Raw genomic sequence first — 13,264 nt, 5'->3', positions numbered from 1 at the left:
CATTTCCTCAACAATAACTCTGTATCCGGTTGTTCTGGAACGTCCAACACACCTGAACAACAGAAAATCCATCCGCAAACAGAGGCCGGAATAATGGACGCTGAACCTTGCTGGAAATGCCTTGACTGGAAAAAGGAACTTGCAAACAACGTCGTCACCATCGACCAGTTGAAGCAATACGCCACCTTCAGTCCACAAGAGGAAGCAACGCTTCGTGAAGTCGCCAAGGTGCACCCGGTCAACATTCCCCGCTATTATCTGAGCCTTATAGATAAAAACGATCCCAATGATCCCATCCGTCGCATGTGCTTTCCTGATGCGGAAGAACTGGTGGTTGCCGGATCCATGGGCGCGACTACTGCCGATCCCTACGGTGATGACAAGCACGACAAGGGCAATGGCGTACTGCATAAATACGACTGCACTGCACTGCTGATCACAACAGAATGCTGCGCCATGCACTGCCGCCACTGCTTTCGCCGCCGTATTGTGGGGCACTCCAGCCAGCAGACCTTGCGCAACTTTGCCGGGGCGCTGCAATACATTGCCGACAATCCCAAGATCAACAACGTCATTCTTTCCGGCGGCGATCCACTGACTCTGGCAACCCCGGTGCTGCAAAAAATGCTGGAGGGGCTGGCCGAGATCGACCATGTGGATTTTGTGCGTATCGGTACGCGCATTCCTGTCACCTACCCGCTGCGCATCTTTGAAGACGCCCTCATGGACGCCCTGCGCGCCTTTGCCGAGCGCAAGGCTCTGTACATTGCCACGCACTACAACCATGCGCGAGAGATCACGCTCACCTCGACCGAGGCCATCAAGAGGCTGCGCCTGTGCGGGGCCACCATCAACAATCAGGCGGTGCTGCTGCGCGGCGTCAACGACAGTGTGGAAGACATTGTCGAACTTATGAACCGCCTGCTTTCCATTGGGGTGAACCCGTATTATCTGTACCAGTGCATGCCTGTTTCGCGGGTACGGCACCATTTTCAACTGCCTCTCAAGCAGGGCATTGCCATTGTGGATAAGGCCAAGGCGCAACTCAGCGGCTATGGAAAACGCTTCAAGTACATAATCGGGCACGACATCGGCAAACTGGAAATCTGCGGCATCAGCGAGGGCAATATTGTTCTCAAACAGATGCATGCCCGCATCGGACACGAAGAACAGGCCTCGCGCATCATCATCCAAAAGCTTGCTGACGATGCCGGATGGGTTGAACTGTAGGCGCAACACATGCAACACTCGGCTACAACACTTTTCTGCATTCCCCACGCCGGAGGCAATACCGCCTTTTATGCGAGGTTCAACGAGCTTTTTCCGGCATGGATCACTACAAGACCTCTGGAACTGCCGGGCAAAGGCCGCCGCTGCCGGGAGCGGCTGCTTACCAACATGGAAAGCATGGGGCGCGACCTGCTTGAGCAGATACACCCCGCCGCCCACACTGGCCCTTACGCCCTTTTTGGCCACAGCATGGGCGGCCTGCTGGCCTTTCTTTGCGCGCGCTTCGCCTGCGATGCGGCACTGCCCTTGCCCAAGGCCCTGTTCATTTCGTCCGCCACCACGCCAGGGCTGATGCGCACCGGGATTTCACGCCCTGTTGATCAGCTTCCCCCAGGCGCGCTGTGGGACTACGTGGCCCGCATGGGCGGCATCCCGCCCGAGATTGCGCAGTCGCAGGATTTCAGAAACTACCTTGAACCTGTGCTCTGCGCTGATTTTATGGCCATCGAGGGCTGGCAGCCCGCCCCCTACAGCCCATTGCCCTTGCCTATCCACACCACCATCGGCAGCCACGACCTCGTTACCGAGGCTGACGCCCTGCAGTGGCAAAACCTGACAGACGCGCAATGCACGGTACGCACCTTCAGCGGCGGCCATTTTTACGTTCAGGACCACTGGCAGGAACTGGCAGACCACATGACCCGCACCCTTCAAACAACGGATTAGGCGGTGCTGGCGCAACGTTTTTGCAACTGGCGCGCGCCGTCCGCCCCGGAAAAATCCATTTTGTGCGTTGGCCTGGAGCTTGAAAATATTGCGGACTGGCCCAGCAAGTGCGCGCCCCACACCTCCCCGCAGGAGCAGCAGGAGGCCGGGCGCTACGTACGCATAGAAGATGCGGCGCGGCATCTGGCAGGCAGAGCTTTGGCGCGGCGTTTGCTGCTCGCCGCCTTTGGGCAGAACAGTGCCGCAGAGTTAGCCCGCTCCCCTTACGGCAAGCCCTTTTGCCCCGGAATATCCGCTGATTTTTCCATCAGCCATTCGGGCAGCATGGTGTGGGTGGCCCTTTGCCGCTGCGCAAGCGTGGGCATTGATGTGGAAAGGATGCGCCCTCTGCCCGATGCGGCGGAGCTGACCAGCCAGCTGCATCCGCAGGAGCAAAAAGACCTGCTGTCCCTGCCCCCTGGGGAACTGCAAGCGGCCTTTTACCGCTGCTGGACGCGCAAGGAGGCCGTAATCAAGGCTGTGGGCATGGGCCTGAGCATGCCCTTGCAAAGCTTCAGCGTGCACACCGGGCCGCAAGAGAGCGGCTGGATAGCATCCTTCACTGCAAATGCTGTTCACGGCATGGCTGCAATGCTTGAGGGTGGCGGGCAGTGGACAAGCCGCGACATCAGAACAACAGATGGTTACCAGTGCAGCGTTGCGGCCCATAGCCCCTGCCTGGACGTCGTGGTCCACCTTGCCTGTTGATCCCTGCAACCCGCCAAAAAACATGCAGAAATGCCGATGCGCGCCCCAAATTCATGTGGACGATACCGCTTTTCCTCTGATATGTTGAAACATGCGCGCATGGTTTTGCGCCCGTGTGAAAATCCGGATGGCCCAACGCCGCCAATAGCGCAGATTACCATAAAAAAACGTTTGTCTGCTCTGCACGGATTTTGGAAGAACTCCACTCCAGTTTTGGGGTAGAACCGCCGAGCGGCGGACACTCTGTGTCACCAAGAACGCATCATAGGGTATTTTGTTCCATGAGCAGCAGCCTCGGATCGTTCTTCCCCGCACTTGCCGCAGCACTTTGCTGCGCAGTATGCCTGTGCGCAAATGTGCAGGCAGCCCCCCCGCGCGCGCCTGTGGAACAGATGGCAGCGCCTGCCCCGGCGTCCTCCCAGCCCAAACCCTCGCGCCCCAAGGTTGCGGCCTATTTTGAAGCCGGGCCGTACTGGGAATTTACCCTGCTGCAAAAAGAAATCATCAAGGCCCTGCGGCAACGCGGGGTTGCCGACCGCATCACCCTGCCGGACGAACTGTACATCAGCCCCGGCTGGGATGCCTCTGAGAGCGTTTACCGCGCAGAGGCACGCAAACTGATGCAAAATCCGGATATCGACGTCATCATAAGCATGGGAACAGAGGCCACCAAGGCCCTGCTGGCTGAAAACAACGGCAAAACGCCCATCATGAGCGTTGACGTGGCCGACCCGGCAGGCGCCGGCATTGTGGATCGCGCCACTGGCAAGGGCGCGGCCAACCTGACAATCCGCTACACCAAGGATAAATGGTTCAAGGTCTTTGCCCTGTTTCATGAGGCGCTGCCCTTTCTTCGCCTTGGCATCATGTATCACGACAGCCCCGAGGGCCTTTCATACTCCAATGTGCGGGAAGCGCGCGAAGTTGCGCGCGAGCGTGGCTTTACCCTTGTGGAATACCCCTTTCTGGACAAAGCGGAGAGCATGGAATCGTGCACCAAGGGCGTGGACAGGCTGCTGACCGCTGGCGTGGATGCCTTTTACATTTCGGCCCTCAACTGCTTTGACTGGACGCAGGCCAACCCCCAGGCCATCTTTGACACGCTCAACGCCCACCACATCAAGACCTTTGCGCGCGACGGCAGCGTTCATGTGCGCAGAGGCGCGCTCATGGGGCTTTCGACCCTTGATTATGTTCCTCTTGGCAAATTTTATGCTGACCATATTGCCACCCAGCTTGGCCTGTTGCCGCCAAATACCCAGCTTGAAACAGCGGCCTACACGCCCAAGATTGCACTGAATCTGGTGACTGCCCAGAAGATGGGCATGGATTTGCCGCTGATTCTGCTCATTTCGGCAGACGAACTCTTTGACGTCACACTGGCGGGCGTTGATAAAACGGCCGTTCCCCAATAGAATTCCCGTAACCCTGAAACCGGCCACAACGAGGTTGCACATGACAAAAGATACGTTGGAAAACAAGGTCGACGGCGTTGAAGATCAGATGGCCTGCCAGGCCGAAACCGCTGCTGAAGCAGAAACGTGCGAACGCGCCTGCCCTTCGGAAGAAGTGGTGGACGCCATCATCCGCAAGCGCGTATACGGCGCTATCGGCATTGGCTTTGTGCCGGTGCCCCTTGTAGATTTTCTGGGTCTCTCCGCCCTCCAGATTGAGCTTATCCACGCACTGGCCGAGGCTCACGGCGTTGAATTCAAAAAAGAACGCGTCAAATCCATCGTTTCTTCGCTCTGCGGCGGTTTTCTGACCACGGCAAGCGTGCCCCTGGCCGCCTCGCTGCTGAAAAGCATTCCGGTCATTGGCTTCACCGCGGGCGCGGCCACCATCAGCATTATGGGCGGCGCCAGTACCTATGCCCTTGGCTGGGTTTTTGACCGCCATTTCAGAAAGGGCGGCAACCTGATTGATTTCAATGCCGAAGAAGCCAAGACCTACTTCAAGGAAAAGGTTGAGGAAGGCAAAACATTGGTCGGCAAGATCAAGAACAAGATGAAAAAAGAAACCAAGGACGAAGCCGCCGCTGAAGCCCCCGCCAAAGAAGCGGACACCAGCGCGGCCTAATATCGGCGACCTCTGGCGGTTTCGGGAATCGGAGCCTTCCGTATGGGCCGGGCAACTGGCCCTTACGGAAGTGTTGGCTATTACGCTCGCCGTACCCAGCCGCGCTTATGCCCAAATTGGCTGACAGAGCATAACTTTCAGGCCTTGGCAAAGGCCGTGGCTGCCGCTGCGGCAGCGTTGACGCTTGATTTACCAGGCCCCCTGCACTGCAAAGGGGCGCATACAAGACCGCCGGGCATGCTGTAATGCGCGGCGCACCTGAACACCGGGGCCACAGAACCACATGCTGCAACTGAAAGAATCTCTTTTTCTGAAACTTCTGTGGGAACAGGCCGGCGAGGAAGGCAAAAAAATTGCCGCCGCGTGCCTCGGCTCAGGCATCATGCAGGGGCTTGCCGTATTTTCGGTGCTTCAGGGCTTGCAGCAGCTTTCTGAAGACGGGCTGGAATTCAGCACCTTTCTTGCTTTTCTGGTGAGCCTCGCCTCCTTTTATTTTCTCTTCCGCTACATCACAGGGCGCTCGGCGCAGATTGCCCTGCGCGGCATCATGGAATGGCGCATGCGCATTGCCGCCAAGCTGCGCGGCGTTTCTCTGCTGGAATATGAAAAGCTGGATAAAAACCGTATTCAGTCCGCCCTGCTGGACGGGCGCGAAATGGTGGTTGAAGCGGCCCGAATGCTGGTTGCGGCCTCGGCCAATACGGTGATGGTTGTGCTCTCGTTTGCCAAGATGGCAACGGTCTCCATTCCCGGTACGCTGGGCGTTTTTCTTTTTCTTGCTATGGGGTTCTGGATTTTTCTGCACCTTATCAACAAGGTGCATGCCCACATGGGGCCAGCCATGCAGGCCGACCAGCGCTTCTGCGCGGGGCTGCGCGACCTTTACGCCGGGCTGCTGCAACTCAAGATGCACAAGCCAAGGACAACGGCGCTGTTTGGCGAGCAGATCATCCCTGACCTTTCTGTGGCATCAGAAGCCCGCGATGCCACAGAGCACAGGCACGCCCTTGGCATATCATTTTTTGCCATGTTCAATCTGCTGATTCTTGGGCTGATACTTTTTATCATGCCCAAGGTTCTGAACCTCGAAACGTCGGAAACTTCCTCGCTGCTGGTACTGTGTATGTTCAGCCTGAGCCCGCTCATCAGCCTTATCACCTCGGTTCCCATGATGGCAAAGGTAGAAATGAGCCTGCAGGAACTTGCAGCCGTGGAATCGCAGATAGACGCCGTGACGGAGCCATTTGAAAACGCGGGGGTCAAGGCGCGCTGGCAGCAGGCCGACCCCACTGTGCCGGATTTTGACTCCATCGCTCTGCGCGATGTGCGTTTTGACTACCATGACCGCAACGGCATGCGGCTTTTTGGCATTGCTGTAGACAGCTTTGAGCTGCGCAAAGGCGAACTGGTGTTCATTCGCGGTGGCAACGGATCGGGAAAGTCCACCTTCATGAAGGTGCTGGCCGGGTTGTATGCGCCCGAGAGCGGAGAAATGTTCCTGAACAACGTCATGCTTTCCGATGTTAACATGGAATCCTACCGCAACCTCTTCACCATTGTGCCCACAGACTACCACCTGTTTTCGCGGCCCCTCGGCCTGAACATCACCCCGGCCCAGCTCACGGACGTGCTGCGCACCCTGCACATGGAAACCAAGGTGAGCCTGCTGGAAGACGGCACGTTCTCCACGCTTGATCTCTCCGCCGGGCAGCGCAAACGCCTTGCCCTGGCCTGTGCGCTGCTTGAAAAGCGCCATATCTACCTGTTTGACGAAGTGGCCGCAGACTTCGACCCTGTTTTCCGCCGTTATTTTTACGAAGAACTGCTGCCTGACATCATCCGTCAGGGCGGCACAATACTGGCCATATCCCATGACGACCGCTATTTCCATGTGGCCGACAGGGTGCTGACCATGCGCGAAGGCGGCTTTGTGGAAGAACCCTCAGGCGAAGGGGCGCAGGCATGACCGATCATTTTCTGCGGCTTGCCCTCCCCCTGACGGCCCTGCTGTGCCTGTGCGCCGCACCCAAGGTAGAAGGCAAGGATCTTACGGGAAATACCAATATCCAGCTTGTGCGCCAACTGTACAACAATGTGCGCGACACCATGCCCTCTGAAGTGAATGCTGCGGAAAACACGCAGACCATTCAGAACAGGCTGAAGTGCTACGAAGAAAACCACGATTACGGGCAGCGCATCCAGATTTGCAATAACAAATATGTCAAGAGCCTCGTGCGCCACGCCCGCAAAGGAATCCATTCGCGCCCCAGTCTTGGCGAATTTGTGCTCAATGTTGATATGTGCCCCATTCTTTACAATATCTGCATGGGCCAGACGGAAGACGACAAAGAACGCTGCATTCTGTTTGAAAGGCAGTGCATAGACTATACGCTTGATATGTTCTGGCGCGGCTCCGCGCAATATACACAGCAAACCTACCGGTTGGATCAATGAAAAGCGTCTGTGCAAATATACGGGAAGTGTTGCGCCGCAACCGTCTGCGGATCATAGTCGCGGGCGTTGTTGCAACGCTGCTGCTCCTGTTTCTCTGGCCGAGTATTGTCATTTCCATCAAGCCCGGCGAGCTGGGCGTGCTGTACGCGCGCTTTCGCGGCGGCACACAGTTGCAGCACACCTACGAGGAAGGCATACATTTCATCCAGCCGTGGAACATCATGTATATCTATGATGTGCGCGTGCAGGAAGAAACCCAGAACATCGATGTGCTGACCGTGGACGGCCTGACCATCAACGTGCAGATTTCGCTGCGTTTTCAGATCATCCGCGACCGCCTGCCCAACCTGCATCAGGAAATCGGGCCGAACTACCGCGACAAGGTCGTGATCCCCATCATGAATTCCGCCGTGCGGCAAACAATCGGCAGCTATCGGCCAGACGACCTCTACTCCACGGCGCGGCAGGAACTGCAAGACCAGATGCTGGTGGACGCAGTGGAAGAAATGGGGCGCATCCCCGTTCTTATTCAGGGTTTTGTGGTCAAGAGCATCACCCTGCCCGAAGTGCTGCGCGAGGCCATTGAACGCAAGCTCATAGCGGAGCAGGACTACCTGCGCTACAAGTACATTCTGCTTGAAGCCCAGCAGGAGGCCCGCCGCAAGACAATTGAAGGCGAAGGCATCAAGGCCTACCAGACGCTTGTCAACGAGAACATGACGCAGAACTTCTTGCGCTATGAAGGTATTCAGGCCACCAAGGAGCTTGCCACGTCGCCCAATGCCAAGGTGGTTGTGATCGGCGGCAAGGACGGCCTGCCTGTTATCCTCAATGCAGATTCGCCCACAGGCGCAGCCGCGCCAGATACCGCAAACGCTGGCAAGGCGGCCAATCAGGGGGCGGCCCCCAAGGCTCCCGTGCAAGGCACCCAGCAGACGCCTGCCAAACCAGATATGTCGGGAACAGATTCGGTCAGCCCAGACCAGAAGCGGCCCGAGGATATGCGGCCTGGCCAAATTCAGCCAGGGCAGATGCGGCCCGAACCCGGCAGAACGCCCCCGTTCCGCCCCAATTCACATTCCGGCCTGCGCCCCCAAATCCAGTACGATTCCCAATCCGGGGCGCAGTATGCGCCGAAGTACGGGCCGCGTAGCGACTCAGCAAAGCAGGATTCTGCCGCGTCTGCCGAAGCCCAAACACCCGCCGGGGCTGGCTGGATCGCCCCCGGAGAAAATGTATCGGATTATATCCAGAGGTTGAATAAAACACTGCTGCAACCGCACCGTGGCGGCGCTGTCAGACAGTAAGGGAGGCCCGCTGTGCTACTGTTCGCTCTCATACTGGGCATGAGCCTGCTGGTCGGGTTTTTGGGCATCAATTCCCGGCTGGGATTCTGGGGCAATTTTTTTGCCAGTGTTCTGCTGACCCCCCTGGTGGGGCTGCTGCTTGTCATAGCCTCGAGCCCCAAAAAGCCCACTCGCTGCTAGGCTGCATAGGGATACGGTTCTGATGAACACACTCTTTCACGCGGCGCAGTAGGCATGCTTTTTCCAATTACAGCCAATGGCCCATGTCTTTTGCTGCGCCCGCAGAAAAACCAGGGGCAACGGCCCCATGCAAGCGCATTTCTGCAGCGCCTGACCACGCTGATTCTTACCATGCTTTTACTGGGCGGCCTGTTTTTCGTCTTCTGCCAGCCCGCCTGCGCCAATCCGCCCGTAAAACGCATTGGCTATCTCGAAGCCGGGCCGTTCTGGCTGTTTGACAACACCTGGAACGCCTTTCGCGATGGTATGGGCAAGTATGACGACATACGCTGCGAATATCCATCTGACGCGCGCTTCAGCCCCGGCTGGGAACCAGCGCAGATGCGCCGCCTGCCTGAAATGGCAAAACAGCTTTTGCAGCGCAAGGATCTCGACCTTGTGGTGGGCATGGGCACGGCGGCGGTCAAGGCGCTGCTGGCAGTCAACGATGGCCGTTTGCCCATTCTGGGCATGGGCATGGCTGACCCTGTGGCTGCCGGGGTTGTCAAAAGCGCGCAGGATTCCGGCGTGGACAACTTCACCTGCCGGGTGGAAGTTGACCGCTGGTCTTCCATGTTCCGCGTTTTTTACGATGTGGTGCGCTTTCACAAAATGGGCATCATGTTCCAGAACAGTCAGGAAGGCCGCGTGTACGCCGCACTTGGCGATGCCCAGGCCATTGCCTCGGAGCTGGGATTTTCCCTTGTACTCTACGATGGCCTTTCCTCCGCCGAAAGTGCTGAGGAATGCCGCAAGGGGCTGGACGACCTGCGCAAACAGGGCATGGACGCCTTTTTTATCGGCCCGCTGAACTGCTTTGATATCGGCGGCGAGGGCATGGCCCCGCTGCTGCAAAAGCTGAATCAGTGGAAAATCCCCACCTTTGCGCGTGATGGGTCGGAATATGTCAAAGCCGGAGCGCTCATGGGCTTTTCCACCTGGAATTTCGGCCCCAGCGGCATAGCTCTTGCCGGGCAGGCCCACGCCATACTGGGCGGCACGCAGCCGCGCACCCTGCCCATGCTTGACCAGTCCGAGCCTTCCATCGCCCTGAACCTTGCCACCGCCAAGGCCATCGGCTTTGATTTTCCCTTTGACGTGCTGGTAACGGCGGACGAACTGCACGAAACCATCAGCCAGCCGCACCCCGGTACACCCTAAGGATTTTCCGTGCTTATCCGCGCCACGCGCAAACTGCGCATCAATGCCCTGCTGCTCGGGCTTGGAGTCCTGCTGGTCACCCTGGGCTTTAACGTGCTGCTCTCGGTTTCCACGCTGAATACGCTGGCAACCGACATGGTGCTTTCCGGCTATCGCAGCGGTGCTGAACGTCTGGCCCGTGATATTGAACGCGGCATGCGCTTTGGCAAACCGCTGGCTTCGTTCGCCGGAATGGACGAGATGCTGGCGGAACTGGGTCAGAGCGCGGCGGGCATCAGGCGTGTGACCATTATTGATGCCAGGGGTTCCACTCTCTATGAACAGCCTGCCCAAGATTCAAAGGCTGATAGCACGTTGCCCCCCGGTGCGGCATCCCAAACCAGAGAGGGCAAAGACGGGCCGCAAGGCGCGATCAAAACCGCTGATGGTTATCGCCTGAGCATCCCCCTGAGGAACAAAACGCCTGTGGGCCAACTGCTGGTGGACATTGACGGCAAGCCCATCAATGCGGCTACAGAAGATTTTCTGCGGCTGTCATCCCTGTTGCTGGCAGCGGCCTGCCTTGTGGCGGGGCTGATTCTGGCCGGGCGTCTTGGCCTCTTGACCGGGCAACGCGCTGTGGGCACAAGCCTTTCGGGCATGACCAGAATGCTGCTCGTCATCATCGGCACATCGCAATTGCTCTACGCCTGCGGCACGCTGGTGCTGTTCGATACCTTCGTCAAGCAGGCCGTACGCACCAAGGCAGACATCCTCGCCGAGGGCACAGGGCGCGATTTTGAATACCTTATCCACAAAGGCGTGGATATCGCCAGCCTGCGCGGCAAGGATCAGGCGCTTGAGCAGCTGCTTGCGGCCAACAGCGAGCTTGCGGGCGCGCAGCTGCTGACGCCTGAAGGCAAGTCTGTGGCCTCTGCCGGGCACGTGCCCGACCCGGCGCTCACAGTTGAAAAATCACTGAGCACCTACTGGCCCAGCCGCTTCCGCCAAAAACAGGAAGTGCTGCGCCTGCAACTGGCCGTGCAGCCCCAGGCCATCACAACCCGCATATCGGCGCTGGCCCTTGACCTTGGGGCCTCACTGCTCATCAGCTTTTTGCTGCTGCTGGAACTCTCAAAACTGCTGGGCCTTATCGCGCAACGCAACCTCCCGCCAGATGCTGCGGCGAACGCCCTTGGAAGCAGCCACCACTCCCTCGCCGTGCAGGCCTTGCGGGCAGCGGGCTTTGTGTTCTTTTTGGGCTACGACATGGGCATATCGTTCATTCCCCTGCTGGCCCGCCAGCTGTACGAGCCGTTCATGGGCCTGAGCCGTGATGTGGCCATTGGCCTGCCCATCTCGGCAGAGATGGTCAGCGCGGGCTTTGCCCTGCTGTTTTCCGGCGGATTTTCATTGCGCTACGGCTGGCGAAAGGTCTTTGCCGCAGGCACTCTGGCTGCGGCCGTGGGGCTGATGATGGGCGGCATGGCCAACAGCCTGCTTCTGCTCATTCTGGGGCGCGTTGCCACAGGCTTCGGCTTTGGCCTTGTGCTCATGGCCGGGCAGATCGGCACACTGGGCAAGGCCAATGCCGGGGCAGGGCTCACCAGCGTATTCGCAGGCATATTTTCCGGCAGCATCTGCGGCTCAGCAGCGGGGGCCATGCTGGCGGATCATGTTTCGTTTCAGGCGGTGCTGGCGACCGGGGCCTGCACCATCTTGCTGGCTCTGTTCACCGTGATGCTTGGCAAGGAACCCGCGGAGGCCGCAGCAGGCAGTGCCGGCAACGCGGCCTGTCAGGGGTCTGGTGCGCAAACAGCCGCACAGGGGCACATGTTTTCAGGCTGCATGCAATTGCTGCAAGACCCGCGCATGCACATGATACTCTGGCTGGTGGGCATACCCGCCGCCATGTGTCTGACCGGATTTTTGCACTATCTGCTGCCGTTGAGGCTGGCAAACGCCCATGTGGATCAGTCGGATATCGGCCGCATATTCATGCTCTACGGCCTGTGTTTTATTACGGCGGGGCCATTGCTTGGCAAATGGATAGATCGCAGAAAAGACAAATCCCTGTTCCTGACGCTCACGGGCCTGCTCTCCGGCATTACGCTGCTCATTGCGGCAACGGCTACAAATATGGCCGGGGCGGCCGCTGCGGTCATCTCCCTGGGGCTGGCCCAGTGTCTGGCTGCCCCGGCATCCATGATCTGCGTTCTCACTCTTGCTTCGGCGCAAACCCTGGGCCGCGAAAAGACAGCCTCGATTTACCGTGGCCTGGAGCGCATGGGGCAGGTAGCGGGGCCTGTGGTGTTTGGCATTGCCGTAACCGTCATGGCTCCAGCCAGCGCGCTGCTGCTCATGGGCGGCATCGTCTGCGCGCTTTCCTTGCTGTTCCACCTGATGTGGCGGCTCAGGACTCCAGCGAACTGACCAGCGCCCGCAGTTCGGGCATGGCGGGATCTGCCAGGCCCCCGGGCAGAAACCATGACAGCACTTCATGATAATCTTCGGGCAGGACGATTTGCCCGCCCTTCCGGATAAACCTGCGGAACTCGTCTTCGGTGGGATAGCTGAAGTATTTTCGCCCTTCGCTGCTCTGCACATGGGTTGTCAGCTCGCGCCCCGCCTCCAGTTCCGGCAGATGGCGCAGCAGGGCGTCTATACCCGCAAAATAGGTATGCACAAAGTTCCACAGCAGGGAGCGGTCATAGTTGATGGGCCACCAGCCGATCTCCACTATGGGGCCGGTATCCAGCCCTGCGTCAAGGTGGAAAAGCGTGCAGCCAGAGCGTTCATTGCCATGCTCCATCGCCCGAAAAGGGCTGCACAAACCTTGCAGATCAGGCAGCGCGCCGGGATGCATGCCGTAGGTGCCAAGCCGGGGCATATCGATAACTTCAGTGGGAATAACATAGTCGTAGCGGCAGGAGATGACAACGTCAGGCGCAAGGTCGCGCATGGCTTGCCGGGAGGCTGGCGACCGCATGGGCCCCCACATCTCCATATCAATGCCGTAACGCTTTTTCAGGCCCGCATAGGTCTGACACTGCGCCTCATTGCCCTCGGGAAAGCGGGCTTCCAGCCAGGGCAGAATGTGCTCAAGCACCATGTTCCGCTCATGGGCCACAAGGCTTGCCGCATAGGCATTGCTGCACTCCGCGTCCAGCACGTAATCTGAAAGAACCACAAAAACATCGTGCCTGGGGGCAATGGCTGCCAGCAGTCTGTTAAGGGCGACACATCCTGCAAGATCCTTCTTCGCGCAAACGACAACTTTCACGGCATATCCTTTCGAGGAACATTGCCCAGCATGCTACGCCGCAAGGTTATGCATGAAAAGAAGAAATCTACCGTAGTTA

At 58.4% G+C, this 13,264-nt stretch carries 12 protein-coding genes; 11 read left to right on the top strand and 1 reads right to left on the bottom strand.

Features of this window, described 5'->3' with window-relative positions:
* Positions 1–93: 93 nt before the first annotated feature.
* The 11 genes from NE637_RS03060 (at position 94) to NE637_RS03010 (ending at position 12,335) form a co-directional block, all read left to right on the top strand.
* A complete protein-coding gene (locus NE637_RS03060) occupies positions 94–1,230 on the top strand; it encodes a KamA family radical SAM protein (RefSeq protein WP_227117733.1) in 1,137 nt (378 codons plus the stop codon).
* 9 nt (positions 1,231–1,239) lie between these two features.
* Complete coding sequence (locus NE637_RS03055) at positions 1,240–1,956, top strand: thioesterase II family protein (protein WP_227117735.1); 717 nt, start codon at positions 1,240–1,242, stop codon at positions 1,954–1,956.
* A 3-nt stretch (positions 1,957–1,959) separates the two neighbouring features.
* On the top strand, positions 1,960–2,703 hold the full coding sequence (locus NE637_RS03050) for a 4'-phosphopantetheinyl transferase family protein (protein ID WP_227117736.1): 744 nt from the start codon (positions 1,960–1,962) through the stop codon (positions 2,701–2,703).
* A 281-nt stretch (positions 2,704–2,984) separates the two neighbouring features.
* Positions 2,985–4,118, top strand: a complete 1,134-nt coding sequence (locus tag NE637_RS03045) for an ABC transporter substrate binding protein (RefSeq protein ID WP_227117738.1) — start codon at positions 2,985–2,987, stop codon at positions 4,116–4,118.
* 40 nt (positions 4,119–4,158) lie between these two features.
* Entirely contained in the window at positions 4,159–4,782 is a 624-nt protein-coding gene (locus NE637_RS03040) for a YcjF family protein (RefSeq protein WP_227117739.1), read from the top strand.
* Between the two features lie 283 nt (positions 4,783–5,065).
* On the top strand, positions 5,066–6,748 hold the full coding sequence (locus NE637_RS03035) for an ATP-binding cassette domain-containing protein (protein WP_227117741.1): 1,683 nt from the start codon (positions 5,066–5,068) through the stop codon (positions 6,746–6,748).
* On the top strand, positions 6,745–7,236 hold the full coding sequence (locus tag NE637_RS03030; protein WP_227117743.1) for a hypothetical protein: 492 nt from the start codon (positions 6,745–6,747) through the stop codon (positions 7,234–7,236). Before NE637_RS03035 ends, NE637_RS03030 begins: the two co-directional genes overlap by 4 nt.
* Positions 7,233–8,543, top strand: a complete 1,311-nt coding sequence (locus NE637_RS03025; protein WP_227117745.1) for a prohibitin family protein — start codon at positions 7,233–7,235, stop codon at positions 8,541–8,543. The genes NE637_RS03030 and NE637_RS03025 overlap by 4 nt, the downstream gene beginning before the upstream one ends.
* Positions 8,544–8,555: 12 nt before the next feature.
* Entirely contained in the window at positions 8,556–8,723 is a 168-nt protein-coding gene (locus tag NE637_RS03020; protein WP_192112106.1) for a hypothetical protein, read from the top strand.
* A gap of 54 nt (positions 8,724–8,777) precedes the next feature.
* Positions 8,778–9,923, top strand: a complete 1,146-nt coding sequence (locus NE637_RS03015) for an ABC transporter substrate binding protein (protein WP_227117747.1) — start codon at positions 8,778–8,780, stop codon at positions 9,921–9,923.
* A gap of 9 nt (positions 9,924–9,932) precedes the next feature.
* Positions 9,933–12,335 (top strand): MFS transporter, encoded by a 2,403-nt coding sequence (locus NE637_RS03010; protein WP_227117749.1) that lies wholly within the window; start codon positions 9,933–9,935, stop codon positions 12,333–12,335.
* Here the strand turns inward: NE637_RS03010 and NE637_RS03005 are convergent.
* On the bottom strand, positions 12,316–13,185 hold the full coding sequence (locus tag NE637_RS03005; RefSeq protein ID WP_227117751.1) for a formyltransferase family protein: 870 nt from the start codon (positions 13,183–13,185) through the stop codon (positions 12,316–12,318). The genes NE637_RS03010 and NE637_RS03005 overlap by 20 nt on opposite strands.
* Positions 13,186–13,264: the final 79 nt, after the last annotated feature.

The sequence above is a fragment of the Desulfovibrio desulfuricans genome, from assembly GCF_024460775.1.
Classification (GTDB): domain Bacteria; phylum Desulfobacterota; class Desulfovibrionia; order Desulfovibrionales; family Desulfovibrionaceae; genus Desulfovibrio; species Desulfovibrio desulfuricans_E.
Note: the sequence above shows the minus strand (reverse complement) of the source record. Positions and strands in the feature narration are given on the sequence as shown.